The sequence below is a fragment of the Cupriavidus sp. KK10 genome, assembly GCF_018223725.1.
GTDB lineage: Bacteria > Pseudomonadota > Gammaproteobacteria > Burkholderiales > Burkholderiaceae > Cupriavidus > Cupriavidus necator.
In genome coordinates this window covers 1,025,117-1,052,092 of the sequence record NZ_CP073677.1, presented here as the reverse complement: position 1 = coordinate 1,052,092, position 26,976 = coordinate 1,025,117, and the positions used below count along the sequence as shown (strand labels likewise).

Here is a 26,976-nt window from a genome sequence, read left to right as displayed (position 1 = left end):
CACGGAACGCTGAACGGCCTCGGCCCGCCGCCGTGCGGCGCGGGCCATCAGACAGCGATGCAGCTTAGTTCTTCGACTGGTCGACCATCTTGTTCTTGGCGATCCACGGCATCATTGCGCGCAGCTTGGCACCCACTTCCTCGATCTGGTGCTCGGCCGTGAGGCGGCGGCGCGAGATCAGCGTCGGGGCGCCGGCCTTGTTTTCCAGCAGGAAGCTCTTGGCGTATTCGCCAGTCTGGATGTCGGTCAGGCACTGCTTCATCGCCTTCTTGGTCTCTTCGGTCACCACGCGCGGGCCGGTGACGTACTCACCATATTCCGCGTTATTGGAGATCGAGTAGTTCATGTTGGCGATGCCGCCTTCGTAGATCAGGTCGACGATCAGCTTCAGTTCGTGCAGGCACTCGAAGTAGGCCATTTCCGGCGCGTAGCCGGCTTCCACCAGGGTTTCGAAGCCAGCCTTGATCAGCTCGACGGTACCGCCGCACAGCACGGCCTGCTCGCCGAACAGGTCGGTTTCGGTTTCTTCGCGGAAGTTGGTCTCGATGATGCCGGCACGGCCGCCGCCGTTGGCAGTGGCGTACGACAGCGCGATGTCACGGGCAGCGCCGGACTTGTTCTGGTGCACGGCGATCAGGTGCGGCACGCCGCCGCCTTGTGCGTACGTGGCGCGCACGGTGTGGCCCGGGGCCTTCGGCGCGATCATGATCACGTCCAGGTCGGCGCGCGGGATCACGGCACCGTAGTGCACGTTGAAGCCGTGGGCAAAGGCCAGCGCTGCGCCTTCCTTGATGTTGGCGTGCACTTCGTTGTTGTACACGTCGGCGATCTGCTCGTCCGGCAGCAGGATCATGACCACGTCCGCACCCTTGACGGCCTCGGCCACTTCCTTCACTTGCAGGCCGGCGTTGACGGCCTTGTTCCACGACGCGCCGCTCTTGCGCAGGCCGACCGTCACATTGACGCCCGAATCCTTCAGGTTCAGCGCGTGGGCATGGCCCTGCGAGCCATAGCCGATGATGGTGACGTTCTTGCCCTTGATCAGGGAGAGGTCGGCGTCCTTGTCGTAAAACACTTTCATGATGATTCCTTCAATCTCTGTCTTTTGTATGAGGGGGGCGGCATCCTCGGACGCATCGTGTGCGCCCGGATCGCGCCGCCCCGGGGATACTGCGTGAAGCCGTGCGGGTGAACCGGGGCCCGGTCAGACCTTCAGGATGCGCTCGCCGCGGCCGATGCCCGAGCCGCCGGTACGGACGGTCTCCAGGATGGCGGTGCGGTCGATGGCGTCCAGGAACGCATCGAGCTTGACGCCATTGCCGGTCAGCTCGATGGTGTAGGTCTTCTCGGTAACATCGATGATGCGGCCGCGGAAGATGTCGGCGGTGCGCTTCATTTCCTCGCGCTCCTTGCCCACCGCGCGCACCTTGACGAGCATCAGCTCGCGTTCGATGTGCGCGCCTTCGGTCAGGTCGACCACCTTGACCACTTCCACCAGGCGGTTCAGGTGCTTGGTGATCTGTTCGATCACGTCATCCGAGCCGGAGGTGACAATGGTCATGCGCGACAGCGAGGCATCCTCGGTGGGTGCCACGGTCAGCGTCTCGATGTTATAGCCGCGGGCCGAGAACAGGCCCACCACGCGCGACAGCGCGCCCGGTTCGTTTTCCAGCAGGACCGAAATGATGTGTCGCATTACAGGTCCTCCGCGCCGAGCAGCATTTCCGAAATGCCCTTGCCCGCCTGGACCATCGGCCAGACGTTTTCGGTGGGATCGGTCTGGAAGTCCAGGAACACGGTACGGTCCTTCAGGCGGAACGCTTCGCGCAGCGCCGGCTCGACGTCGGCCGTCTTCTCGACGCGCATGCCGATGTGCCCGTAGGCCTCGGCCAGCTTGACGAAATCGGGCAGCGCGTCCATGTAGGAGTGCGAGTAGCGGTTGTCGTACTCGATCTCCTGCCACTGGCGCACCATGCCCAGGTAGCCATTGTTCAGCGAGCAGATCTTCACCGGGGTGTCGTACTGCAGGCAGGTCGACAGTTCCTGGATGCACATCTGGATCGAGCCTTCACCGGTGATGGTGACGACTTCCTTCTCCGGGAACGCCTTCTTGATGCCCATTGCGTACGGCAGGCCCACGCCCATCGTGCCCAGGCCGCCGGAGTTGATCCAGCGGCGCGGCTCGTCGAACTTGTAGAACTGCGCGGCCCACATCTGGTGCTGGCCGACATCGGAGCAGATGAAGGCATCGCCGTGAGTCAGTTCCCAGATCTTTTCCACCACGTACTGCGGCTTGATGATCTCGGAGCTGCGGTCGTACTTCAGGCAGTCCACCGAGCGCCATTGCTCGATCTGCTCCCACCATTTGGCAAGCGCCTCGCGCTTGGGCTTGACGTCGCTGGCCTTGATCTGGGCGATCAGTTCCTGCAGCACGTCCTTGACGTTGCCGACGATGGGGATGTCGACCTTGACGCGCTTCGAGATCGACGACGGGTCGATATCGATATGGATGATCTTGCGCGCCTGCGAGGTGAAGTGCGCCGGGTTGCCGATCACGCGGTCGTCGAAACGGGCACCGATGGCGATCAGCACGTCGCAGTTCTGCATGGCCATATTGGCTTCATACGTGCCGTGCATGCCAAGCATGCCGACGAACTGCTTGCTGGTGCCGGGGAACGCGCCCAGGCCCATCAGCGTGTTGGTCACCGGGTGGCCGGTCAGCGCCGCCAGCTGGCGCAGCTCATCGCTGGCATTGGCCAGCACCACGCCGCCGCCGCTGTAGATGTACGGACGCTCGGCGCCCTGCAGCAGCGCCACGGCCTTGCGGATCTGGCCCGAGTGACCCTTGTTCACCGGGTTGTACGAGCGCATGTCGATCGACTTGGGGTACTCGTACTTGCAGGCATTGCGCGAGACATCCTTGGGGATGTCCACCACCACCGGGCCCGGACGGCCGGTCGAGGCAATGAAGAACGCCTTCTTGATGGTCGCGGCGAGGTCGCGCACGTCCTTCACCAGGAAGTTGTGCTTGACGATCGGGCGGGTAATGCCGACGGTGTCGCACTCCTGGAAGGCGTCCTGGCCAATGGCGTGGGTCGGCACGTTGCCGGTGATCACCACCATCGGGATCGAGTCAAGGTACGCGGTGGCAATGCCGGTGACGGCATTGGTCACGCCGGGACCGGAGGTCACCAGCGCCACGCCCACCTTGCCGGTTGCCCGTGCATAGCCGTCTGCGGCATGGACCGCGGCCTGCTCGTGGCGCACCAGGATGTGCTCGAACTTGGTTTGCTTGTGGAGCTCGTCGTAGATATACAGCACTGCGCCGCCGGGGTAGCCCCAGACGTACTCGACGCCTTCTTCGGCAAGTGCGTGAACGAGAATCTCCGCCCCGATCATTTCGGGTGCGGCAGATGAATTGCTGTCTGCGTGGGAGAATTCCGCGCTGGGCATGTTCATTTCAGTCCTTTGCAATTTTCGGCAAAAAATTGTTTGGATGCTCTCTGCCGGGCTTGTGGCACGGGTTCAAGCGTTGCGCGTCTGCATGGAAGACCGCCTCATAAGCGGCCGGATGAGACAACCACTGATGTCGTGTGAACCGGCGATGATACTGCAATGCACCAGCGCGGTCTACGGTTGTTTTTGGCCTGCGCGTAAGGGATTTTCCGGAGTTGCGGCGGGTCTTTTGCGCGCCTCAATGTATTTGCTGCAATACAAGGTGGTACAGGGGGTCGTTTTTTTGCTAGCATCGCAGCACATTGAATGCGCCACGGGCCGTACGCAGCACATTCACCAGAACCGGGCATTTGTCCCGCAGCAACGAGCCGCAACCGCCTGAATGGCCACCGACCAGGAACTGTCCGATTTTCTTACCAGCGTCGAGCGCCGCGCCTTCAAGCAGGCCGTATTTGCGGTCCGCGACGACGAGGCCGCGCTGGATATTGTCCAGGACGCCATGATCAAGCTGGCCGAGAAGTACGGCGACAAAGGCGCCGCCGAGCTGGCGCCGCTGTTCCAGCGCATCCTGCAGAACACTATCCACGACTGGTTCCGCCGCCAGAAGGTGCGCAACACCTGGGTCTCGCTGTTTTCCAGCCTGCGCACCGACCGCGACGGCGACGACAATGACCTGCTGGAGACGCTGGAGGCACAGGCCGGCTCTGAATCGGCCGAAAGCAGCGCCGACAAGGTCGAGCGCGCCCAGGTCATGCATATCATCGAGCAGGAAATCCAGCGCCTGCCGACGCGTCAACGCGAGGCGTTCCTGATGCGTTACTGGGAAGATATGGACGTCGCCGAAACCGCCGCCGTAATGGGCTGCTCCGAAGGCAGCGTCAAGACGCACTGTTCCCGTGCCACGCATACCCTTGCGCAGGCCCTGCGCGCACGGGGGGTCCGACTATGAGCAGAAACGACAAAGAAATCCACGAACGCCGGTTTGCCCATGAGATTCGGGCGGCACTTGATGCCGGCACCGACGACCTGCCGACCGACATCACCGAACGGCTCGCCGCTGCGCGCCGGATGGCGGTCGCCCGCAAGAAGGCCGAGGCACCCGTGCTGGTCCCGCAGCTGGCCATGCCTGGCATGCACGCCCCGCTGTTCGATGAAGACAGCTCGCCGCTGCACCGTGCCGGCGCCTGGCTGCGCCGCCTTAGCCTGATCTGGACGCTGGTGGCGCTGGCCGCCGGCCTGATGGGCATCTATCACTGGCAGGAGCAGAAGCGCATCGAGGAACTGGCCGATATCGACGCCGCCATGCTGCTCGACGACCTGCCGCCCACGGCCTACGCCGACGAGGGCTTCCACGTATTCCTGAAGCGCGGGCAATAGCATGGCGCGCGCAATGTTCCACCCCGACGCCTTGCGCCGCCGGCTGGCCGCGCTGCTGGCCGGCGCCGGCGCAGCCGCCTGCTGGGGCCTGCTGCCGCCCGCGGCGCATGCGCAGGGGGCTTCCGCGGTGACAGCGCCTGCCGCCGCGCAGGCAACCAATGCCCGGCCAGCCTGGGCCGACCTGAGCCCGGTCAACCAGCGCATCCTGGCCCCGCTGCAGCCGCTGTGGGACAGCCTGCCGGAGCTGAACCGCCACAAATGGCTGCGCATCGCCGAGCGCTACCCGAAGTTCTCCCCGGCCGAGCAGGCCCGGCTGCAGGCGCGCATGTCGGAATGGGTCAAGATGACCCCGCAACAACGCCGGCTGGCGCGCGAGAACTACCAGATCACCCGCTCGCTGCCGGCCGAGAAAAAGGCCGAGGCCTGGGACAAGTACCAGCAGCTGCCTGAAGAGCAGAAAAAGAAGCTGGCCGCCACCGATCACGTGCCGCGCCGGCCTGGCGCTGTCAGTGCGCTGCCCAGCGGCAAGCGCCTGCCCAGCGACACCAGCCGCCAGCTCCACCGCGAGCCGAAAACGGCCAGCGCCGCAGCGGGCCACAGTGGCCACACTGCCGGCAAGCCCGCCAGCGAAGCCCAGGCGCAACCTGCCTCCGCGCCCGCTGCCGTGACCGCCGCCCCGGCCCCGGCCGCCTCGGCGCCTGCGGCGCTCGGCGTGCCCGCCTCCGCAGCCGAGGTCGCCACCGAAGCGGCAGCCGCGGCTTCTGACCCCACCATGCGCCAGTAATCCCCAAGTCATTTGGCATAATGGCCGTCTCACGCCGGCCAGCGAAGCAAGGCCGGCCCCGACTGACCAGCGCCAGCACCACCATGCCCCCGTGCGCCAGCCCAGCTTTCTTCGCCTTCCATGCCCGCTGCCACCCTCGATCCCAAGCACGCCGCAGCCGCCCGCCCCGCCGCCCCGCCCTTGCGCCGCCGCATCGCCTGCATGCTCTATGAAGGCGTGCTGCTGTTCGGCGTGCTGAGCGCCTCGACCGCGGCCTACCTGCTGGTGCGGCCGCTGCTGCAGAAGCTTGGCGTGGACGGGCCGCTCGTGATCCAGGTGTGGAGCTTCCTGGTGATGGGCCTGTATTTCACCTGGTTCTGGCAACGCAACGGCCAGACCCTGGCCATGCAGACCTGGCGCATGCGCGTCGAAAACGCTGCCGGCGTGCCGCCGCGCTGGCCACAGGCGGCGCTGCGCTACGTGCTGGCATGGCTGTGGCTGCCGCCATCGGCGGCGGTCGGCCATCTGCTGGGGCTGGTCAAGGGGCCGTTCGTAGGGGTGCTGTGCGCCGGCCTGCTGGTCTGGGTCCTGCTGGCGTGGCTGGATCCGCGCCGCCAGTTCCTGCACGACCGCCTGGCCGGCACGCGGCTGACCGACCTGCGCCCGCCCAAGCCATGAGCCTGTCGGCTGCCGGCATCCGCCGCCTTGCGGTGACCTTGCAGGCAGCCGCCGCGCTGGGCATCGCCGCCGGGCTGGTGCGGCTGGGCGGCTGGCCATGGCCCGGCGCGGTCGCCGCCGGCGTGGCGGCCATCCTCGGCAGCTTCGCCTGCGGCATTGCCTTCGCTTTCGCCCTGAGCGGGCGCGGCCTGTGGGTCGGGCGCGGCAATCACCCGCCCGCACCACCGGTTGAACTCGCCGCCACGCGCCGGCCGCTGCGCCTGCCTGAGGCGTTGCGCTGCTTTGCGGCCGAGTGCGTGGCCGTGCTGCGCATGTTCGACTGGCTGCAGCCATTCCGCGCGCACGCACCCTTTGCCGCACCGCTTGACGCCCTGCCTGGCCGCGACGCCCCGCCGGTGCTGCTGGTGCATGGCTACGCCTGCGGGCAGGCCATCTGGCTCGACATGCAGCCGGCGCTGGCCGCCGCCGGCTACCGCTGCGAAGGGATCGAGCTCAAGCCGGTGTTCGGCGATATCGACGACTACGCACGCGCGCTGCTGGCCGCCATGCGGCGCATCACAGCCGAAGCCGGGCGCCCGCCGCTGCTGGTCTGCCACAGCATGGGCGGCCTGGCCGCGCGCGCCGCGCTGCAGCTGGCGGGCGACGAAGACGTCTGCGCCGGCGTGGTGACGCTGGGCAGCCCCCACCACGGCAGCGCGCTGGCGCGCTTTGGCGGCGGCCCCAATGCGCGCCAGATGCGTTGCGGCAGCGCCTGGCTGCGCGCGCTCGCCGCCGCGGAAACCCCGCGCCGCCGCGCGCGCATGATCTCGATCTTCAGCTGGCATGACTCGATCGCCGGGCCGCCCTGCACCGGCTGGCTCGACGGCGCCGGGCATATCCCGCTGGCCGGCATTGGCCACGTCACGCTGCTGCGCCATCCCGCGGCCGTGCGTGCGGTACTCGACGCCCTCGCAGAGCTGTCCGCCCGCGGGCACTGACACTAGCCCGGGCTGTTCCACTTCCGCCACGATTCATATGTCAGTCATGTTTCCGTCACGGCACCGTCATCGCAGGCTGGCTGAATGCAGCCATCGCCGCAACCGGGACTGCCATGGTGCAAGCAATCCGATCTGCCCGCGGGTATCTGTCGAAGACCGCGCAACTGACGCAATGGCTGCGCCGCAGCCCTGAGAGCGACAGCGCCGCGCCGCTGACCGCCTTCATGGCGCCGGCCCTCGATGCCGCCGCGCTGGCGCCCCAGCGCGAACAGCAGCAGACCTACCCGCCCGAGCCGCACCCGATCCAGCGCTACCGCGCCATCTGGCTGTCGGACATCCACCTGGGCACGCCCGGATGCCAGGCCAACTACCTGCTGGACTTCCTCAAGCACAACGAGTCCGAGCAGCTCTACCTGGTCGGCGACATCATCGACGGCTGGCAGCTGCGCCGCGGCTGGTACTGGCCGCAAAGCCACAACGACGTGGTGCAGAAGCTGCTGCGCAAGGCGCGCAAGGGCACTGAAGTGATCTACGTGCCCGGCAACCACGACGAGGCCGCGCGCCAGTTCGACGGCATGGCCTTCGGCGACATCACCGTGCGCGAAGAAGCGGTGCACGTCACCGCCACCGGGCGCCGGCTGTGGGTGGTGCACGGCGACCTGTTCGACGGCGTGGTGCAGCACGCGCGCTGGCTGGCCTACCTGGGCGATTCGCTGTACACGGTGATCCTGGCGTTGAACCGCCACTTCAACCGGCTGCGCGCGCGCCTGGGCTTCCCGTACTGGTCGCTGTCGCAGTTCCTCAAGCACCAGGTCAAGAACGCGGTCAACTACATCGGCGCCTTCGAGAGCGCGATGGTCGATGAAGCGCGCCGCCGCGGCTGCGACGGCGTGGTCTGCGGCCATATCCACAAGGCCGAGATCCGCGAGGTCAACGGCCAGCTCTACTGCAACGACGGCGACTGGGTCGAAAGCCTGTCGGCGCTCGTCGAGACCATCGAAGGCGAGCTGAAGATCGTCTACTGGACCACGCTGCTGGACGCGCCGGCCCCGGCCACGCGCCGCCGTCGCCGCGCCGCTGTGGCGGGCTGATTCCGGCCTGCCACCCTTTGCCCCATCCGCATTGCCCTTCCACCGCGCCCGAGGAGGCTGCATGAAGATCCTGATCGTCACCGATGCCTGGGAACCGCAGGTCAACGGCGTGGTGCGCACGCTCAAGTCCACCCGTCGCGAACTGGAGGCCATGGGCCACACGGTCGACATGATCACGCCGCTGGAATTCCGCACCGTGCCGTGCCCGACCTACCCCGAGATCCGCCTGTCGCTGTTGCCGGCGGCGCGCGTGCAGCGCCGCATCGAAGCCTTCGCTCCGGACGCCCTGCATATCGCCACCGAAGGGCCGCTGGGCCTGGCCGCGCGGCGCCACGCGATCCGCCGCCGGCTGCCCTTCACCACGGCCTACCACACGCGCTTTCCGGAATACGTGCAGGCACGCTTCGGCATCCCGCTGGCATGGACGTACCGCTTCCTGCGCTGGTTCCACGGCCCGGCCCGGGCGGTGATGGCGCCCACCCCGGTGGTGCTGGACGACCTGCGGCACTATGGCATCACCAACGCCGTGCTGTGGACGCGCGGCGTGGACCTAGACGTGTTCACGCTGCAGCGTCCCAATGTGCTCAACACCGCCCACCCGATCTTCCTCTACGTGGGCCGCGTGGCGGTGGAAAAGAACGTCGAGGCCTTCCTGGCGCTGGACCTGCCCGGCTCCAAGTGGGTGGTCGGCGACGGCCCGGCGCTGTCGGGGCTGCGCGCGCGCTATCCGGGCGCCAACTACCTGGGCGTGCTGAGCCAGCCCGAACTGGCCCGGGTGTATGCTTCGGCTGATGTGTTCGTGTTCCCGAGCCGCACCGACACCTTCGGGCTGGTGCTGCTGGAAGCGCTGGCCAGCGGGCTGCCCGTGGCCGCCTATCCGGTCACCGGCCCGATCGATGTGCTGGGCGACAGCCCCGCCGGCGTGATGCACGAAGACCTGCGCGAAGCCTGCCTGGAAGCGCTGCGCATCGACCGCGCCACGGCCCGTGCCCACGCCGAGCGGTTCTCCTGGCGCGCCGCCTCCGAGCAGTTCCTGGCCCATCTTCGGCCGTTCGCTCCCGGCAATCCAGGCCGGGACAGCGCAGCGGCCCAATCCGCCCCGCAAAACCATGTCCAAACCCCATCCGGAACTGCCGTCCGACCCGCCTCTGCAGAGGCCGCCGCAGGCAGTCCAGAGCGCTGAGTATTCGATCGAGCAGAATCCCCACAAGGGCAATCGCGGCCTGACGCGCGCCTGGCATGCGGCCATCAATTCGCTGTCGGGCCTGCGCTATGCGGTGCTCGAGGAAAGCGCATTCCGCCAGGAGCTGACGCTGGTGGCAATCCTGGCGCCGTGGGCGTTCCTGCTGCCGGTGGGGGTGGTCGAGCGCATCCTGCTGCTGGCCACGCTGCTGGTGGTGCTGATCGTGGAGCTGCTCAACTCCAGCGTCGAGGCGGCGATCGACCGCATTTCGCTGGAGCGGCACAGCCTGTCCAAGCGCGCCAAGGATTTCGGCAGCGCCGCGGTGATGCTGGCGCTGGTGCTGTGCGGCGGCACCTGGGCCGCCATCGCCGGGCCGCACGTGGTGCACTGGGTGCGGACGCTGGCGGGCTGATCCGTCACTCGCCGGGGATGCCGGACGGGGTGGCCGGGCCGATTGCTTATAATCGCTACCCTGCCCCCCGACTTACCGATCGCACCGATCGCCCGGACGCCCATGGAACCGAAACCGCAAACCGGCCCCCGCCGCACCAGGGACCGCATCCTCGACGTCTCGCTGCGCCTGTTCAACGAAGTCGGCGAACCCAACGTCACCACCACGACGATTGCGGAAGCCATGGAGATCAGCCCCGGCAATCTCTACTACCACTTCCGCAACAAGGACGACATCATCAACTCCATCTTCGTGCGCTTCGAGCAGGAGATGGAGCGGCGCCTGAAGATGCCGGACGACCACAAGGCCACGCTGGACGAAAGCTGGGGCTACCTGCAGTACATGTCCGAGTTCCTGTGGAACTACCGCTTCCTGTACCGCGACATCAACGACCTGCTGGCGCGCAACCGGATGCTGGAGACCAACTTCAAGCGCATCGTCGAGCAGAAGAAGCGCTTTGCGCACGAGATCTGCCGGCAGTTCATCGAAGACGGCGAGATGGAAGCCACGCCCGATCAGGTCGAGGCCATCTGCACCAACATGGTGGTGATCGCCACCTACTGGCTGTCGTTCCAGTTCGTGCAGCATCCGCGCCAGTACAACGACCCCGAGCAGATCCGCGGTTACCTGCACGGATCGAGCTACCACATCTTCTCGATCCTGGCGCCCTACCTGCGCGGCCGGGCCCGGGATGCATTCGACCAGCTGGCGCGCGACTACGCGGCAGCCAAGGCCGCAGCCGACGCGGCAAAGGAAGCAAAGTGAAATCTGTCTGCGTGTATTGCGGGTCCAGCCCCGGCAACCGTCCTGAATACGCCGAAGGCGCGCGCCTGCTCGGCCGCACCCTGGCCGAAAGCGGCCTGGCGCTGGTGTACGGCGGCGGCAAGGTGGGCCTGATGGGCATCGTCGCCGACGCCGTGATGGAACACGGCGGCAGCGCCATCGGCATCATCCCCGACGCGCTGATGCAGAAGGAAGTCGGCCACCGCGGCCTGACCGAGCTGCACGTGGTGCGCAACATGCACGAGCGCAAGCAGATGATGGCCGACCGTGCCGATGCCTTTATCGCCATGCCGGGCGGCGTGGGCACCTTCGAAGAGCTGTTCGAGACTTTCACCTGGCTGCAGCTGGGCTACCACGACAAGCCGGTGGGCCTGCTGAATGTCGCCGGGTTCTACGACGGCCTGCTGGGTTTCCTTGCGCACGCGGTGCAGGAAGGCTTCATGAAGCAGGTGCATGCCGACCTGCTGCATGTGGCAGACACGCCCGCCGGCCTGCTCGGCCAGTTGGCGGCCGCGCCGCGCGTGCGCGTCGACAAGTGGCAAGAGGCGCGCGACAAGACCTGAGCGCGCCCCTGCTGCCGGCCTGGTTCAGAACGACGAGCCCGGCTGCCGCAGGAACGCCAGTTCCTGCTCAGTGCTCTGCCTGCCCAGCACCGCATTGCGGTGCGGGAAGCGGCCAAAGCGCGCGATGATCGCGCGGTGCTTCCCGGCCCACTCCACCACATCCACCACCCCGCCGCTGGCCTCGCGCAGCTGCGTCATCAGGCGCACCGCCTCATCCTGGTCCTCCAGCGCCTCGGAATGCTCGAACGGCATGTAGCAGAACATGCGGTGGTAGTCCGTCGGCAGCTTGCGGTCCATGCCGGTGGCGACGATGCGCCTGGCCAGTGCCAGCGCCAGCGCATCGCTGCCAAAGCTGCGCGGATCGTTGCGGAACATGTTGCGCGGGAACTGGTCCAGCAGCACCACGCGCGCGCAGGCGCCTTCGGGCGTGACCGACCAGTCGTCCGGGGCCCCGTCGCAGGCGACCTGCCAGTCGGACAGGAAGTTCGTGCGGATCTGCGCATCGAATGTGTCCGACTTGGTGAACCATTGCGGGCGCTCGGTATTCCAGGCGGCGGAACCGGGCTGTCCGAACCAGAAATCGAGCAAGCGCAGGGCGTCTTCAGGCAGTTGGTCTGTCATGGGCTGGAAAACCTTTCGGTGGAAGGAAAGGAGCAGCGGCGCCTCAGCGCGCCACGTTGCGCATCCAGTCGGCGGTCTGGAAGAAGGCCTGCATCAGGCGCAGCTGCAGGTCTTCGGACAGGCCGATATCCTGCATCGCCAGCGCCATGCAGCGCATCCACTGGTCGCGCTCGCTCACGCCGATCTCGAACGGCATATGGCGCGCGCGCAGGCGCGGATGGCCGAAGCGCTCGATAAAGTGGTTGGGGCCGCCCAGCCAGCCGCACAGGAACCAGAACAGCTTGTCGCGCGAGCCCTCCAGCGAGGGCGGGTGCAGCGCGCGCAGCCCGGCGAACTGGGTCTCCAGGTCCATCAGGTCGTAGAAGCGGTCGACCAGCTCGCGCACGCGCGCTTCGCCGCCCACCAGTTCAAATGCAGTCACCTCGGCCGTGCCGGGCTTGTCGTTGGATTCAGTACTCATCACACACTCAAACAGCGTAGCCACTCAGGCATCACGCAAAGTCGCCAGCGCGGGCTGGCGCAGCACTTCGCGCAGGCCCAGCCAGCCGCCGGCAAAAGCGCACAGCATGCCAGAAACCACGCCCACCGGCACGATCCAGGCATTGAAGCGGTACGGGAAATCGAAGACGAACTGCGACAGGCCCCAGCCCACCGCGATCGCGCCCAGGCTGGCCAGGAATCCGGCCAGGCCGCCCACCACCAGGAACTCGGCGTACTGGGTCTGGCGCACCAGCGCGGCCGAGGCGCCCAGCGCCTTGAGCAGGCCCGCGTCGCGCATGCGCTCGTCACGCGCGCCGGACAGCGCCGCGTACAGCACGGTCACGCCGGCGGCCAGCGTGAACACAAAGAGGAACTCCACCGCCGCGATCACCTGGTCCAGGATGTCCTGGATCTGGCGCAGGATCAGGTCGGTATTGACCACGGTGATGTTGGGGAAGGCCGCGATCAGCCGGTTGCCCAGCGCCGCGCTGGCGGGCGGCAGGTGGAACGACGTGATGTAGGTCTCCGGCAGCCCCTGCATCGCCTGCGGCGGCAGGATCACGAAGAAATTGACGCGCATCGAGCCCCAGTCCAGCTTGCGCAGCGAGGTCACGCGGGCCTGCACCGCCTGGCCGGCCACGTCAAAGCGCAGCGTGTCGCCAAGCCGGATGCCTAGCGTCTTGGCGATGCCCTCTTCCACCGAAGCGCCGGCGTCCGGGCCGTTGGACCAGCGCCCGGCAATCACGCGGTTGCCCTCGGGCAGCGCATCGGTATAGGACAGGTTGAATTCGCGCTCGACCAGGTTGCGCGCGCGCCCGTCCTCGAAGCTGTCGCCGCGGATGGCGCGCTCGCCGATATGGGTCAGGCGCCCGCGCACCATCGGGTAGAGCAGGTCGTTGATGCCGGCGCCGGCCAGCATCTGGCGCAGCGGCTCGCGCTGGTCCGGCTGGATATTGATGATGAAGCGGTTGGGCGCATCAGCCGGCGTGGCTTTGCGCCAAGAATCGACCAGGTCGTTGCGGGTCATGCCGAGCAGCAGCAGCGCCATCAGCCCCACCGCCAGCGCCACGGTCTGCAGCACCGTGACCGCCCGGCGACGTTCCAGCACCGCCAGCGCAAAGCGCCAGCCCATCGCCGCGCGCCCGCGCAGGCGCCCCCGCAGCAGGCGCGACAGCAGCGTCAGTAGCCCCAGCGCCAGCACCGCGAAGACCACGCCCGCGGCGACAAAGCCGCCCGCCGTGGTCAGCCCCAGCCGCAGGTCGCGCGCCGCCACCAGCAGCAGCGCGACAAAGGCGCCCAGGCCCAGCGCATAGGCCACCCAGGCCGACACCGGCGGCAGCCCGATATCGCGGCGCAGCACCCGCAGCGGCGCCACCCGTGTCAGCGCCAGCAGCGGCGGCAGCGCAAACCCGGCCAGCAGCACCAGCCCGGCCAGCACGCCCACCAGTGCCGGCAGCAACGACGGCTGCGGCAGCGACACCCGCAGCAGCCCGCCCAGCGACAGCAGCAGGCCATAGTGCGCCAGGTACCCGAGCAGCACCCCGACGAGCGCGCCCGCCGCCCCCACCACCAGGAACTCCAGGCCGAAGGTGCGCAGGATCTGCCCGCGCGACAGCCCCAGGCACTTGTAGACCGCGCAGGCATCGGTGTGGCGCTGCATATAGCGGCGCGCCGACATGGCAATGGCCACCGCCGCGATCATCGACGACAGCACCGCCACCAGCGACAGGAAGCGCTCGGCGCGGTCCAGCGTGGCGCGCATCTGTGGTTGGCCCGATTCCAGCGACTCGACCCGGGTATTGCGCAGCTTGCGGCGACCGATCTCGTCCTGCGCCCATTTCTGAAAGGCAGCGCCGGCGGCGTCGGGGCCGGCCACCAGCAGCCGGTAGGTCACGCGGCTGCCCCAGCCGATCAGCCCGGTGCTGTCCAGGTCTGACAGCGGCATCAGCACGCGCGGCGCGAAGTTCATAAAGCCGGTGCCGCGATCAAGCTCCTGCGTGATGATGCGGTCGATGCGGAAGCTGCGGCTGCCCAGTTGCAGGGTGTCGCCCACGGCAACCCCCAGTGCGCCCAGCAGCGCCTCGTCGACCCAAACGGTGCCCGGCGCGGGAATGCCTTCGGCGGGCGCATCCGGTGCCCCCGCCGCACTGGCCACCTTGAGCTTGCCCCGCAGCGGGTAGCCGTCGGTCACCGCCTTGAGCGCGGCCAGCTGGCTGGGGGCGTCACCGCCGGACGGCGCCTTGCCATTGGCGGTAGCCATGCTCGGGAAGGTGACGGTCTGCGCCACGGCCAGCCCGGCCGCTTGCGCACGCTGCGCAAAGGCGGCATCGAAGGGCTGGTCAGCCACCAGCAGCACGTCGGACGCGATCATCTGGCGCGCGTCGCGCTCCAGGCCCAGCCGCATGCGGTCGGCCATGAAGCCCACGCTGGTCAGCGCGGCCACGGCCAGCACCAGCGCAAAAAGCAGCAAGTAGAGCTCGCCGGCAATCCAGTCGCGCCGCGCCATGCGCAGCGCCTGGCGCCAGGCGGAGAAGCGGCCGCCGTGCGCGGGGCGCGTGCCCGCGGGGTTGGCGGCCGTGGCCGGGGCTTCGATGGCGGACTCGGGAGGCATCGGTTGGTTTGGTTCCTGGTTTCTGGCGGCGGCGCGCCTCGGGTCAGTCGAAAGCAAAGCAGGAATTGCCGGGAAGCTAGCGGGGTGTGCCAGGCCGCTCAGTCCTGCCGCGCAGGCTCGCATGCAGCCGGCGCACGCCGCGCCACAATTTCGGCAGCAGCCACACCGACACCAGCAGGAAGACCACCAGCAGCACCAGGAACACCACCGGCAGGAAAAACGCCAGCAGCAGGCTGCCGGTCGCGGTCACGTCTTCCGTGAATGAGGCCGTCCAATTGGAGAACGGTTCCGGCGAGACATTGATCAGCGCGCGCGTGCCGGCCTTGACCGCATGCGCGGTGCCGGCCAGCGTGCCGCCGATCAGCCCTGCCGCCACCATCCACTGCGGATCCAGCTGGCCGAAGGCGGCGGCGGCCAGGATCGCGCCCGCGGGAATGCGGATGAAGGTATGGATGCCGTCCCAGACGGTATCGAATGCGGGCACCTTGTCGGCGACGAATTCGGCCACGGCCAGCACGGCGGCCACGCCGATGACCCACCAGGATTCCAGCGGCTGCAGCCCGGGCGGCAGGTCAAGCCAGCCCAGGCGCGCCAGCACGCCGGCGGCCAGCACCGCAAGGTAGAGGCGAAAGCCGCTGGCCCAGGACATGCCCGCGGCCAGCGCGGCGGTTTCCAGCATGGCGCTCCTTGCAAGAGTCTGGCGCAAGCCGATGCAAACCACGGCGCGCCTGGCAGGGAGTGTAATACGGACCGGGCCGCGCAGCCGCGCGCCCGTCGGCGTCATGCCGCCTGGCTCGCCCTCAGTTGTCTTCCTTGCCGTCCGGCCCGAACCACGGCAACGCCTCCTGCGGCGTCAGGATGCCGGCCGGCTCGGCCATGGTGTAGCCGGGCAGCGCCTCGATGCGTCGGGCAAAGGCCGGGTCGGCCAGCAGCGCCAGCAGCGCTGCCATCCAGCCGGCGGTCTGGTCGTTCTTGCGCAGCGCCAGATAGTAGGCCTCGCGCGTCAGCGGCACGAAGGCGAGCCCGTGGGCCTCGGCATTCATGCGCAGCCCGAAGCCCACCTGAGCGCGGCCGCCGTGCACGGCCTCGGCCACCTTCTCGTTGCTGAACTCGGTCTCGTCGTAGCCGGCGATCTGGTCCGGGTACAGGCCCTGCGCGGCCAGCAGCTGGTCGAACAGCATGCGCGTGCCCGAACTGCGCTGCCGGTTGACGAAGCGCGCCTGGGTGCGCGCCAGGTCGCGCAGGTCATGCACCTCGCGCGCCACCTCCGGCGCCAGGATCAGGCCCTGCTCGCGCCAGGCCAGCCGCAGCAGCCGCACCGCGGCCGGCCGCAGCCACTTGCGCAGCGTCACATGCGCGACCGAGCCCGCGGTCTGCACCGGCGAGACATAGAAGCCGGCCAATTCCGACTGCCGCTCCTGCAGGCAGATCAGCCCCTCCACGCTGCCGCAAAACACCGTATCGAGCTGCAGCGAAGTTCTTGCCTCGCCCAGCGCGGCGGCCAGCACCTCCACCGCGGGGTCATGGCTGCCGGTGAAATGCACTTGCGACTGCGGCTGCTGGGCATCGTCCAGCTCGGCAATGAAATCCGCCATGGCCTTCTGCACCACCGGCTCGACCGATTCGCGCAGGCGCAGTTCGGCGCGCAGCAGGCGTTCGCCAAAGCGCGTCAGCGAGGCGCCGCGGCCGCGCTCCATATCGAGCATGCTGCGCCCGAGCATTTCCTCCCAGGTCCGCATCACGCCCCAGGCGTGCCGGTACGACAGGCCGATCTCGCGCGCCGCGCGGTGCAGCGAGCCGGTCTCGCGCACGGCCTTGAGCAACTGGAAGACCTTCCCGTTGGCGCGCGGATTGTCGTCAGGCGCGATCACGGGAAACAGATCAAAGCGGAAGGTCATATGTCCTCCGCAGCATATTTACTTGTCGATCTCGGCTGGACCACAATGAATACCCCATTTTTATGTTCTTTTGCCGCATTCTCCATGAGATCCAAAGGCAAAAGCAATTATGTCCAACAGAACATAATACAAAGGAGCCCACTGCATGTCGCCTCGCCTTGCCCAACGTCTGCGCCGCCCTGTGCGCCATCTCGTCGCGATTGCCTGCGTAGGCCTGCTGTCGGCGGCCCATGGCGGGGAACTGAAGCTGGCCACCACCACCAGCACCGAGAACTCGGGCCTGCTGAAGTACCTGCTGCCGCGCTTCGAGCAAAAGGCAGGCGTCAGCGTCAAGGTGATCGCGGTCGGCTCGGGCAAGGCCATGAAGATGGGCGAGATGGGCGACGTCGACGTGCTGCTGGTGCACGCGCGCAAGATGGAAGACGCTTTTGTCGCGGCCGGCTACGGCGTGAACCGCCGCGACGTGATGTACAACGACTTCATCGTGGTCGGCCCGGCCAGCGACCCGGCAGGTGTCAAAGGCGGCAAGGACGTGCTGGCGGGGTTTCGCAAGCTCGCCGGCAGCGGCAGCAAGTTCATCTCGCGCGGCGACAATTCCGGCACCGACGTGATGGAGAAGGACTACTGGAAGCAGCTCGGCATCGAGCCCAAGGGGCAGCCGTGGTACGTCAACGCCGGCCTGGGTATGGGCGAGGTGCTGACCATGGCCGCGCAGATGCCGGCCTATACGCTGTCGGACCGAGCCACCTACGGCGCGTATCGCGCCAAGACCGGTCTGGCTATCGCCATCGAAGGCGACCCGAAGATGTTCAACCCGTACGGGATCATCGCGGTCAACCCCGCCAGGCATCCGGGCATCAACCATACGGATGCGATGAAGCTGGTGGAGTGGATCACGTCAAAGGAAGGGCAGGACGCGATTGCCGGGTACAAGGTGGAGGGAGAACAGTTGTTCTTCCCGGACTACAAGGCGAAGTGAGACGCCTATTCCGCGCCGGGCTCGTCGCCAGGCAGGCCCAATACCGAGGCAATGAACGCTGATTTCGCAGCTCGATACGTATTCATTTCCGCGCCTTCATGAGAGCGCTTGAGGGCGTTGTATCGCTCGGTCAGCTTCGGGTCCTCCCGCAGACGGTCCCGGAATCGGACGAATACATCCAGCGGGGCACCTCGCACCACTAACTGGACTCCGATCGGCGGCTGGATGTGATCGCGTTTGAAGGCGGAAAAGCGGTCTGTGCATACCGACCCCAGGTTTCGCTCGAATACCCTGGACAACGCCCGATCCGCTGCCGCAAATGCCTCCGGGCTTACCTGGACAGAAATGTCGAGGTCCCCTTTCGTCAGGCATCCGCTGACCGCCGTAGCACCCACGTGCTCAATGACAGCATCGGACGGCAGAATCGCGGCAAGCTCGGCCCGGAGCGTCTGGAACATGCGCTCCGCCGCCCCCACTGCATGTTCAGGGGAGGCGAGTTCCAGTCGCTCCGTGGTGCCATCCTTCATCAGACTTGCTCCGAGAAACCTCGCCCTTCAGGGCGGGGAGTGAAAGGAGTGCTGCCGGCAGCAAGCAATCCCATATTAGAATGACCGGCATGCTTCTGGTCTATCGCTACCGGGTGAAGTCGCTGAACGGCCTGCTCAATCAGCAGAGCCGCGCGGTGAACTACGTCTGGAACTTCTGCAACGACACGCAGAAGCACGCACTCAAGTGGGGCAAGAAATGGCCCACGGGTTTCGATCTGAACGTGTTGACCACCGGCAGCAGCAAGGAACTGCGCATCCATTCCGGCACCGTCAACGCGGTTTGCGAGCAGTACGCCAAGTCGCGTAGCCAGCACCGCCGGCCGTACCTGCGCTATCGCGGCCGCAAGTCGCTTGGCTGGGTGCCGCTCAAGGGCCGGGATCTCAAGCGCTCGGGCGACGCATTCCGCTTTGCCGGCAACACGTTTCGCGTGTTCAGCTCCCGCCCCTTTCCCGAAGGCAAGATCAAGGACGGCACAAATTTCTCCTGCGATGCGCGAGGCAACTGGTTCCTGAACATCGTGATTGAAGTTGCCGACACCCAGGCCCGCTGCCCGGAACGCGGCGTCGGCATCGATCTGGGCTTGAAGGACATTGCCACGCTGTCCACCGGCGAGAAGGTCGAGAATCCGCGCCACCTTGGCCGACTCGAGCAAGCGCTGGCCAAAGCGCAGCGTGCGCGCAAGCGGCGACAGGCGACGAACCTTCACGCCCGCATCACCAACGCAAGGCGTGACTTCCTGCACAAGCTCTCGCATCGCATCGTGCGGGACTTTGACTACATCGCGGTGGGGCATGTGAACGCCGCCGGCCTCGCCAAAACCAGCATGGCGAAGTCCGTCCTCGATGCGGGCTGGTCGACCTTCCGCACAATGCTCGCGTACAAGGCGATTGCGCATGGCGCGTGGTATGAGGAAGTCGACGAACGTTTCACCACCCAGGTTTGTTCTTCGTGCGACGCGATGCCGCCGGGGAGGCCGAAAGGTATCGCAGACCTCGGAATAAGGCAGTGGGTATGCAGTGAATGCGGTGCCGTACATGATCGCGATGTGAACGCTGCGTTAAATATCCTTGCCCGATCGGGACATCGATCGCCTGCAGAGGGAATCTCCTCCCTTTAGGGAGGGGAGATGTCAAAGGCGTTGCCTCACCCTGCCTCTGCCTCCAGCCGTGGCAGCTGCGGCAGATCCGCCGCCACCTCGGCGATCATCCGCCGGATCCACATCACATCCGGCGCCGCGTGGCAGCGCTCATGCCACAGCTGGTAGAAGCGCATGCGCGGGAACGACACCGGCGACGGCACCATGCGGATCGGCAGGTACTGCGCGTAGTGCGCGGCAAACTGCCGGCCGGTGGTAAAGACCATATCGGTCTTCATCAGCACATACGGCACCAAGCCGAAATACGGCAGCGTGACCTGGATATTGCGCTTATAGCCCTGCTCGGCCAGCGCCTGGTCGATCATGCTGCGCTGCATCGACGCATAGGGCGCCGGGGCCAGGTGCGGCATCTCCAGGTAATGCTTGAGCGTTAGCCCCTTGCGCGCCAGCGGATGCTGCGCGCCCAGCATGCACACCACCTCGTCGTCGAAGAGCGGCGAGATATGCAGGTGCTCCGGCGGCGACAGCCAGTTGCCGACCACGATATCCAGCTGCCCCTGCTCCAGGTCGTCCAGGAAGTCCGACGACGACGTCATCGGATGCACGAACAGCTTGGCGCCCGGCGCCAGCCGGCGCACGCGCTCGACGATATTGGGCAGGAAGAAGGCATCCAGGTAGTCCGGCGCGCCCAGGTGGAAGGTGCGTGTAGTGGTGGCCGGGTCGAACTGCTGCGGCGGGCGCGCGATGCGGTCCATCGCCGCCAGGCTCTGCTCGGCCAGCGCCAGCAGTTCGCGGCCGCGCTCGGTCGGCACCATGCCGTTTTTGCCCCGCACCAAAATGGCATCGCCGGTGATCTCCCGCAGGCGCTTCAGGGTATTGCTGATGGCGGGCTGGGACTGGCCTAAACGCACGGCCGTGCGGGTCACGCTCTGCTCGGTCAGCAGGGTGTGAAGCACCCGCAGCAAATAAGTATCGAGATGGTCGCGTCCGTGCATGGCGATGGCGGCCCTCCGGCGGGGGCCGGATGGGTGGCGTGGGGGATGGGAACGGCGCATAGTGTATGACAGGCGCCCCACAAACGGTCAAATCACCTCCTCTAGGGGGGCGCCCGCCGGTGCGGCGGGGCACCAATCGGGGCCGCGCGCTGATGGGGCATATCACCTGGGCCGAATATTGCATGAAAGCCCAGGGTGCTATGTTTCCGCCATCACCAAAAGAGAGAAGACCATGGAGACGCAAACCATCCGCTTTTTCCACCGCGGCCAGGTCACGGAAGTATCCGACGCCCCCATTACCCGCACCGTGCTGCAGTACCTGCGTGAAGACGCGCGCTGCACCGGCACCAAGGAAGGCTGCGCCGAAGGCGACTGCGGCGCCTGCACCGTCGTGGTCGGCGAGCTGCAGGACGGCGGCGATGTCGAATTCAAGGCAGTCAACGCCTGCATCCAGTTCCTGCCCACGCTCGACGGCAAGGCCCTGATCACGGTCGAAGACCTGCGCCAGGCCGACGGCAACCTGCACCCGGTGCAGGAAGCCATGGTCGAGTGCCACGGCTCGCAGTGCGGCTTCTGCACCCCCGGCTTCGTGATGTCGCTGTGGGCCCTGTACCAGCAGCACACCCCGGGCGGCGAAGCGCCCCCGCGCCAGACCATCTGTGACGCGCTGACCGGCAACCTGTGCCGCTGCACCGGCTATCGCCCGATCATCGACGCCGGCGAGCGCATGATGGCCCTGCCCGCCCCCACCGCGGACAAGCTCAACCCGAAGCAGATCGCCGACACCCTGCGCAACCTCAAGCGCGGCGAGACCTTCCGATACCGCGCCCAGGGCCAGGAATTCTTTGCCCCGCGCACCGCGGCCGAGTTCGGCGCGATCAAGGCGGCACAGCCCGATATCCGTATCCTGGCCGGCAGCACCGACGTGGGCCTGTGGGTGACCAAGCAGTTCCGCGAGCTGGGCAACCTGCTCTACGTGGGCCAGGTGGAAGACCTGAACCACATTGAGGAGCGCGACGGCATGGTCGAGATTGGCGCCGCCGTGACGCTGGAAAAGGCCTACGCCGCACTCAACACCGCGCACCCCGAGCTGGAAGAGATGTGGAAGCGCTTTGCCTCGCTACCGATCCGCAATGCCGGCACGCTGGGCGGCAATATCGCCAACGGTTCGCCGATCGGCGATTCGATGCCGGCGCTGATCGCGCTGGGCACGGAAGTGGTGCTGCAGCACGGCGAAACGCGCCGCACGCTGCCGCTGGAAGACCTGTACCTGGCCTACCAGAAGACCTCGATGCAGCCGGGCGAATTCGTCGCCGCGCTGCGCGTGCCGGTGGCCGGCCCGCAGCACTTCCGCACCTACAAGCTGTCCAAACGCTTTGATGAGGATATTTCCGCCGTGTGTGCCGCATTCGGCATCACCGTGCAGGACGGCATTGTCACGCAGGCCCGCATCGCCTTCGGCGGCATGGCCGCCACGCCCAAGCGCGCCGCCGCCACTGAGGCGGCCCTGACCGGCCAGCCGTGGAATGAAGCCACCGCCCGCGCCGGCATGGCCGCGCTGGCGCAGGACTACACGCCGCTGTCCGACATGCGCGCGACCGCGTCGTACCGCAGCCGCGGTGCCGCCAACCTGCTGTACCGCTTCTGGCTGGAGACCCGCGCCGAAGCGCTACCCGCGGCAGCCGTCAACGTCCGCGCCATCGGCGCCGGCGCCACTGAAACCGCCACGGCCTGAGCCAGAGAAAAAGGAAAGCATCGGCATGAACAAGCAAACCGAACCCTTCCTGCTCGACGCCACCGCCGAACAGGTCCCGCAGGTCGGCATCTCGCGTCCGCATGAATCCGCCCACCTGCACGTGGCCGGCACCGCCACCTACACGGATGACATCCCCGAGCTGGCCGGCACGCTGCACGCCGCGCTCGGCATGAGCACCCGCGCGCACGCCCGCATCAAGTCGGTCTCGCTCGACAAGGTGCGCGCCGCGCCTGGCGTGGTCGACGTGCTGACGGTGGACGACATCCCGGGCACCAACGACTGCGGCCCGATCATCCACGACGACCCGATCCTGGCGCGCGACGTGGTCCAGTTCATCGGCCAGCCGATATTTATCGTGGTGGCGACCTCGCATGACGCCGCCCGCCGCGCAGCCCGCCTGGGCGCGATCGACTACGAAGACCTGCCCCCGGTGCTGTCGCCGCAAGCGGCGCACGAGGCCGGCAGCTATGTGCTGCCGCCGATGCACCTGACGCGCGGCGAGCCCGCCGCGCGCATCGCCGGCGCGGCCCACCAGGACAGCGGCAAGATCCACCTGGGCGGCCAGGAGCAGTTCTACCTGGAAGGCCAGATCTCGTACGCCGCACCGCGCGAGAACGACGGCATGCAAGTGTGGTGCTCGACCCAGCACCCGACCGAGATGCAGCACGCGGTGTGCCATATGCTCGGCTGGCAAGCGCACCAGGTGCTGGTCGAATGCCGCCGCATGGGCGGCGGCTTCGGCGGCAAGGAGTCGCAGTCGGCGCTGTTCGCCTGCTGCGCCGCGCTGGCCGCCTGGAAGCTGATGTGCCCGGTCAAGCTGCGCCCGGATCGAGACGACGACATGATGATCACCGGCAAGCGCCATGACTTCGTGTTCGACTACACCGTGGGCCACGACGACGAAGGCCACATCGAGGGCGTGAAGGTCGAAATGGTGTCGCGCGCCGGCTTCTCGGCCGACCTGTCGGGCCCAGTGATGACCCGCGCCATCTGCCACTTCGACAATGCCTACTGGCTGCCGAACGTGCAGATCGACGGCTACTGCGGCAAGACCAACACGCAGAGCAACACCGCCTTCCGCGGCTTCGGCGGCCCGCAGGGCGCGTTCGCGGTCGAGTACATCCTGGACAATGTCGCCCGCACGGTCGGCAAGGATTCGCTCGACGTGCGCCGCGCCAATTTCTACGGCAAGACCGAGAACAACGTCACGCCCTACGGCCAGACCGTTGAAGACAACGTCATCCACGAGCTGATCGACGAACTGGTGGCCAGCAGCGAATACCGCTCCCGCCGCGAAGCCACGCGCGCCTTCAACGCCACCAGCCCGGTACTGAAGAAGGGCATCGCCATCACCCCGGTGAAGTTCGGCATCTCGTTCAACGTGGCCCACTTCAACCAGGCCGGCGCGCTGGTGCACGTCTACAACGACGGCTCGGTGCTGGTGAACCACGGCGGCACCGAGATGGGCCAGGGCCTGAACACCAAGGTGGCGATGGTGGTGGCGCATGAGCTGGGCATCCGCATGGAACGCGTGCGCGTGACCGCGACCGATACCAGCAAGGTGGCCAATACCTCGGCCACCGCAGCTTCCACCGGTGCCGACCTGAACGGCAAGGCCGCGCAGGACGCCGCCCGCCAGATCCGCGAGCGCCTGGCCGTGTTTGCCGCGCGCAAGGCCGGCGTGGAGCCGTCCGAGGTGCGCTTCAACGATGACCTGGTCAGCGCCGGCGAGCTGCGCCTGGCGTTCGGCGAGCTGGCGCGCGAAGCCTACGTGGCGCGCGTGCAGCTGTGGTCCGACGGCTTCTACACCACGCCCAAGCTGCACTGGGACCAGAGCAAGCTGCAAGGCCGCCCGTTCTACTACTTCGCCTACGGTGCCGCGTGCTCCGAGGTGCTGGTCGACACGCTCACCGGCGAATGGAAGCTGCTGCGCGCCGACGCGCTGCACGACGCCGGCCGCTCGCTGAACCCGGCGATCGACATCGGCCAGGTCGAAGGCGCCTTTATCCAGGGAATGGGCTGGCTGACCACCGAGGAACTGTGGTGGAACAAGGACGGCAAGCTGATGACGTACGCCCCGTCCACGTACAAGATCCCGACGGTCAACGACTGCCCGGAGGAATTCAACGTGCGCCTGTTCCAGAACCGCAACGTCGAGGACAGCATCCACCGCTCCAAGGCCGTGGGCGAGCCGCCGCTGCTGCTGCCGTTCTCGGTGTTCTTCGCGATCCGCGACGCCGTGGCTGCCGTTGGCGACTACCGCATCAACCCGCCGCTGAAGGCCCCGGCCACCAGCGAGGCGATCCTGGATGCCGTCGACGCCGTGCGCGAAGCCGCGGCACAGCCAGCCTGAGCTGGCTGAACGATCGCAGGAAGCGCGCGCCTGCTGGCGCCCCCGGACTTTCCCCCCTTGCCCGCATTGACGGGCAAGGGGCCGGTGGAAGAAGCAGGCGCGCGCCACCCTTGCGATGACATGGCGCAGGCAGCACCACAGCATCAAGCAGCAACCAGGCAATACCGACAAGGCCCCCGACATGCAGGACGCACCGCTCAAACCCTTCCGCTTCGCCGACGCCGCCCGCATGGTGCGCGCCGGCGTGCCGGTGGCAATGGTCACCATCGTCGAGGTCAAGGGCTCGGCCCCGCGCGAGGCCGGCATCCGCATGCTGGTCAGCGCCGACGACCTGGTCGGCACCATCGGCGGCGGCCACCTGGAGTGGCGCGGCATGGATATCGGGCGCGAGATGCTGGTGCGCGGTGAACAACGCCGGATCGAGCGCATTCCGCTCGGGCCGGCGCTGGGCCAGTGCTGCGGCGGCGTGGTGCAGCTGGCGTTCGAGGTCCTTGGCAAAGCCGACCTGCACTGGCTTGACGCGGTCCAACGCAACTTCACTGCCGGCAAGGCACTGCAACGGCAGGTGCCGGCCAGCGGCGCGATCACCCATGGCGACAGCCATGCCATGATCCCCGGCGTAACGCTGCACGCCGACGGCAGCTGGACCGATACGCTGGTGCCCGACACCATGCACGTGGTGCTGTTCGGCGCCGGCCATGTCGGTCATGCGCTGGTCAAGGTGCTGGCCACGCTGCCGTGCCGCGTGCACTGGGTCGACGAGCGCGACACGCTCTTCCCCGGCGGGCTGCCCGACAATGTCGAGGCCGAGGCCAGCGACACGCCCGAGGCGGTAGTGGCGCAGGCGCCCGCGGGCAGCTACTTCCTGGTCATGACGCACAGCCACGCGCTGGACCAGACCCTGTGCGAGGAAATCCTCAAGCGCACCGACTTCGCCTACTTCGGGCTGATCGGTTCCAAGACCAAGCGCGCGCGCTTTGAACACCGCATGGCCGAGCACGGCATCGACCCGGCCCGGTTTGCGGAAATGACATGCCCCATGGGGGTTCCCGGGATTACCGACAAGGCTCCGGCTATGATTGCGGTAGCCATCGTCGCCCAGCTGCTCCAGGTCCGCGAACAGCGCCTTGCCGCGCTGCGTCTGGGCCGCCCGGAGGCGGTGCATCCCTGAACCCGTGCCGCCGGCCCCGCCGGCAGGCACAGAAATGCCCAGAAACGAGGCCCCCATGACCATCGATGCCGCGCTCGCGGAACAGATCCGCCGCACTCCCAAGGCCGAACTGCATGTGCATATCGAAGGCACGCTTGAACCGGAACTGATCTTCCGGCTGGCGCAGCGCAACCAGGTGGCGCTGCCCTACCCCAGCGTCGAGGCGCTGCGCGCCGCCTACGCCTTTACCGACCTGCAGTCGTTCCTGGACATCTACTACGCCGGCGCCAGCGTGCTGCTGACCGAGGAAGATTTCTTCGACATGACCATGGACTACGTCAAGCGCGCCGTCGCCGACAACGTCCGCCACGCCGAGATCTTCTTCGATCCGCAGACCCATACCGCGCGCGGCGTTCCCATCGGCGTGGTGATCGACGGCATCGCCGATGCCCTGGCCCAGGCGCGCACCGAATATGACTTCTCCAGCAGCCTGATCCTGTGCTTCCTGCGCCATCTGCCGGAGGAAGACGCCTTCGCCACGCTGGAAGCGGCGCTGCCCTACCGCGACCGCTTTGTCGGCGTGGGCCTGGATTCGTCCGAGCAAGGCAATCCGCCCGAGAAGTTCGCGCGCGTATTCGCCAAGGCGCGCGAGCTGGGCCTGCACCTGGTGGCCCACGCGGGCGAGGAAGGTCCGGCGCAATACGTCACCGACGCCCTCGACATCCTCAAGGTGCAGCGCATCGACCACGGCGTGCGCGCCATCGACGATCCGGCGCTGGTGGAACGCCTGGCGCGCGAGCGCGTGGCGCTGACCGTGTGCCCGCTGTCCAACGTCAAGCTCAAGGTCTACCCGGACCTGCGCGACCACCCGCTCAAGCGCATGCTCGATGCCGGCGTGGTGATCACGCTGCATTCGGACGATCCGGCCTACTTCGGCGGCTATATGAACGCCAACTGGGAAGCCACCTTCGACGCGCTGCCGCTGGACGCGGCCGATGCCCACAAGCTTGCCCGCAACAGCTTTGAAGCGGCCTTCCTGCCTGCCATGCAGAAGGCCGAATTCCTGGCGGAAGTCGACCAATTCTGGTCGAGCCCGCCCAAGTCCCCGCCCGCAACGGCCCCAGCGGCCTGAGCGCGGCGCATGCCAATAGCCCGGCCCGCTGCTT

General features: G+C 67.2%; 26 protein-coding genes. 16 read left to right on the top strand and 10 right to left on the bottom strand.

What is annotated here, in order from left to right:
• Window positions 1–64: 64 nt before the first annotated feature.
• From ilvC to KB879_RS05150, 3 genes are all read right to left on the bottom strand, one after another.
• Window positions 65–1,081 carry a ketol-acid reductoisomerase gene (gene ilvC, locus KB879_RS05160; protein ID WP_013956003.1) on the bottom strand — a complete coding sequence of 339 codons (1,017 nt, stop codon included), beginning with the start codon at window positions 1,079–1,081 and terminating at the stop codon, window positions 65–67.
• Between the two features lie 123 nt (window positions 1,082–1,204).
• Entirely contained in the window at window positions 1,205–1,696 is a 492-nt protein-coding gene (ilvN, locus tag KB879_RS05155; protein ID WP_010809144.1) for an acetolactate synthase small subunit, read from the bottom strand.
• Window positions 1,696–3,459, bottom strand: coding sequence for an acetolactate synthase 3 catalytic subunit (locus KB879_RS05150; protein WP_013956002.1), 1,764 nt, complete (start codon window positions 3,457–3,459; stop codon window positions 1,696–1,698). Before KB879_RS05150 ends, ilvN begins: the two co-directional genes overlap by 1 nt.
• A 379-nt stretch (window positions 3,460–3,838) precedes the next feature.
• On the opposite strand from KB879_RS05150, the gene KB879_RS05145 reads away from it, so the two are divergent.
• The 10 genes from KB879_RS05145 to KB879_RS05100 all read left to right on the top strand — a co-directional run bounded on the left by KB879_RS05145 (window position 3,839) and on the right by KB879_RS05100 (window position 11,322).
• Entirely contained in the window at window positions 3,839–4,405 is a 567-nt protein-coding gene (locus KB879_RS05145; RefSeq protein ID WP_013956001.1) for an RNA polymerase sigma factor, read from the top strand.
• Window positions 4,402–4,833, top strand: coding sequence for a DUF3619 family protein (locus KB879_RS05140; RefSeq protein WP_013956000.1), 432 nt, complete (start codon window positions 4,402–4,404; stop codon window positions 4,831–4,833). Before KB879_RS05145 ends, KB879_RS05140 begins: the two co-directional genes overlap by 4 nt.
• A gap of 1 nt (window position 4,834) precedes the next feature.
• Complete coding sequence (locus tag KB879_RS05135) at window positions 4,835–5,617, top strand: DUF3106 domain-containing protein (RefSeq protein ID WP_013955999.1); 783 nt, start codon at window positions 4,835–4,837, stop codon at window positions 5,615–5,617.
• A gap of 120 nt (window positions 5,618–5,737) precedes the next feature.
• Window positions 5,738–6,274 carry an RDD family protein gene (locus tag KB879_RS05130; protein ID WP_153955091.1) on the top strand — a complete coding sequence of 179 codons (537 nt, stop codon included), beginning with the start codon at window positions 5,738–5,740 and terminating at the stop codon, window positions 6,272–6,274.
• A complete protein-coding gene (locus tag KB879_RS05125) occupies window positions 6,271–7,251 on the top strand; it encodes a triacylglycerol lipase (protein WP_013955997.1) in 981 nt (326 codons plus the stop codon). The genes KB879_RS05130 and KB879_RS05125 overlap by 4 nt, the downstream gene beginning before the upstream one ends.
• 113 nt (window positions 7,252–7,364) lie before the next feature.
• Entirely contained in the window at window positions 7,365–8,342 is a 978-nt protein-coding gene (locus tag KB879_RS05120) for a UDP-2,3-diacylglucosamine diphosphatase (protein WP_153955090.1), read from the top strand.
• A 61-nt stretch (window positions 8,343–8,403) separates the two neighbouring features.
• On the top strand, window positions 8,404–9,525 hold the full coding sequence (locus KB879_RS05115) for a glycosyltransferase family 1 protein (protein ID WP_153955089.1): 1,122 nt from the start codon (window positions 8,404–8,406) through the stop codon (window positions 9,523–9,525).
• Window positions 9,452–9,937, top strand: a complete 486-nt coding sequence (locus KB879_RS05110; protein ID WP_153955088.1) for a diacylglycerol kinase — start codon at window positions 9,452–9,454, stop codon at window positions 9,935–9,937. Before KB879_RS05115 ends, KB879_RS05110 begins: the two co-directional genes overlap by 74 nt.
• A 102-nt stretch (window positions 9,938–10,039) precedes the next feature.
• Window positions 10,040–10,741 carry a TetR/AcrR family transcriptional regulator gene (locus KB879_RS05105; protein ID WP_013955993.1) on the top strand — a complete coding sequence of 234 codons (702 nt, stop codon included), beginning with the start codon at window positions 10,040–10,042 and terminating at the stop codon, window positions 10,739–10,741.
• Window positions 10,738–11,322, top strand: a complete 585-nt coding sequence (locus tag KB879_RS05100) for a TIGR00730 family Rossman fold protein (protein ID WP_211980867.1) — start codon at window positions 10,738–10,740, stop codon at window positions 11,320–11,322. Before KB879_RS05105 ends, KB879_RS05100 begins: the two co-directional genes overlap by 4 nt.
• 24 nt (window positions 11,323–11,346) lie before the next feature.
• On the opposite strand, the gene KB879_RS05095 is transcribed toward KB879_RS05100, so the two are convergent.
• The 5 genes from KB879_RS05095 to KB879_RS05075 all read right to left on the bottom strand — a co-directional run bounded on the left by KB879_RS05095 (window position 11,347) and on the right by KB879_RS05075 (window position 16,932).
• A complete protein-coding gene (locus tag KB879_RS05095) occupies window positions 11,347–11,943 on the bottom strand; it encodes a DUF924 family protein (RefSeq protein ID WP_211980866.1) in 597 nt (198 codons plus the stop codon).
• Between the two features lie 43 nt (window positions 11,944–11,986).
• Complete coding sequence (locus KB879_RS05090; protein WP_010809157.1) at window positions 11,987–12,403, bottom strand: group II truncated hemoglobin; 417 nt, start codon at window positions 12,401–12,403, stop codon at window positions 11,987–11,989.
• A gap of 24 nt (window positions 12,404–12,427) precedes the next feature.
• On the bottom strand, window positions 12,428–15,034 hold the full coding sequence (locus KB879_RS05085; RefSeq protein WP_211980865.1) for an ABC transporter permease: 2,607 nt from the start codon (window positions 15,032–15,034) through the stop codon (window positions 12,428–12,430).
• A 76-nt stretch (window positions 15,035–15,110) separates the two neighbouring features.
• Window positions 15,111–15,713 (bottom strand): DUF4126 domain-containing protein, encoded by a 603-nt coding sequence (locus tag KB879_RS05080; protein WP_013955989.1) that lies wholly within the window; start codon window positions 15,711–15,713, stop codon window positions 15,111–15,113.
• Between the two features lie 121 nt (window positions 15,714–15,834).
• On the bottom strand, window positions 15,835–16,932 hold the full coding sequence (locus KB879_RS05075) for a substrate-binding domain-containing protein (RefSeq protein WP_211980864.1): 1,098 nt from the start codon (window positions 16,930–16,932) through the stop codon (window positions 15,835–15,837).
• Between the two features lie 145 nt (window positions 16,933–17,077).
• On the opposite strand from KB879_RS05075, the gene KB879_RS05070 reads away from it, so the two are divergent.
• On the top strand, window positions 17,078–17,911 hold the full coding sequence (locus KB879_RS05070; protein WP_211980863.1) for a substrate-binding domain-containing protein: 834 nt from the start codon (window positions 17,078–17,080) through the stop codon (window positions 17,909–17,911).
• A 5-nt stretch (window positions 17,912–17,916) separates the two neighbouring features.
• Here the strand turns inward: KB879_RS05070 and KB879_RS05065 are convergent, their stop codons facing one another.
• Complete coding sequence (locus KB879_RS05065) at window positions 17,917–18,438, bottom strand: GrpB family protein (protein WP_211980862.1); 522 nt, start codon at window positions 18,436–18,438, stop codon at window positions 17,917–17,919.
• An 89-nt stretch (window positions 18,439–18,527) separates the two neighbouring features.
• On the opposite strand from KB879_RS05065, the gene KB879_RS05060 reads away from it, so the two are divergent.
• Window positions 18,528–19,577: an RNA-guided endonuclease TnpB family protein gene (locus KB879_RS05060; RefSeq protein ID WP_211982126.1), complete on the top strand. Its 1,050-nt coding sequence runs from the start codon at window positions 18,528–18,530 to the stop codon at window positions 19,575–19,577.
• A 26-nt stretch (window positions 19,578–19,603) separates the two neighbouring features.
• Here the strand turns inward: KB879_RS05060 and KB879_RS05055 are convergent, their stop codons facing one another.
• Window positions 19,604–20,551 (bottom strand): LysR substrate-binding domain-containing protein, encoded by a 948-nt coding sequence (locus KB879_RS05055; protein ID WP_010809162.1) that lies wholly within the window; start codon window positions 20,549–20,551, stop codon window positions 19,604–19,606.
• 232 nt (window positions 20,552–20,783) lie between these two features.
• Here KB879_RS05055 and xdhA point away from each other — a divergent pair, with 232 nt between their 5' ends.
• The 4 genes from xdhA to KB879_RS05035 all read left to right on the top strand — a co-directional run bounded on the left by xdhA (window position 20,784) and on the right by KB879_RS05035 (window position 26,942).
• Entirely contained in the window at window positions 20,784–22,286 is a 1,503-nt protein-coding gene (gene xdhA, locus KB879_RS05050) for a xanthine dehydrogenase small subunit (protein ID WP_211980861.1), read from the top strand.
• A 25-nt stretch (window positions 22,287–22,311) separates the two neighbouring features.
• Window positions 22,312–24,660 (top strand): xanthine dehydrogenase molybdopterin binding subunit, encoded by a 2,349-nt coding sequence (xdhB, locus tag KB879_RS05045; protein WP_211980860.1) that lies wholly within the window; start codon window positions 22,312–22,314, stop codon window positions 24,658–24,660.
• A gap of 181 nt (window positions 24,661–24,841) precedes the next feature.
• Window positions 24,842–25,831 (top strand): xanthine dehydrogenase accessory protein XdhC, encoded by a 990-nt coding sequence (gene xdhC, locus KB879_RS05040; RefSeq protein ID WP_153955108.1) that lies wholly within the window; start codon window positions 24,842–24,844, stop codon window positions 25,829–25,831.
• Between the two features lie 55 nt (window positions 25,832–25,886).
• Entirely contained in the window at window positions 25,887–26,942 is a 1,056-nt protein-coding gene (locus tag KB879_RS05035) for an adenosine deaminase (protein WP_013955983.1), read from the top strand.
• Window positions 26,943–26,976 lie beyond the last annotated feature (34 nt).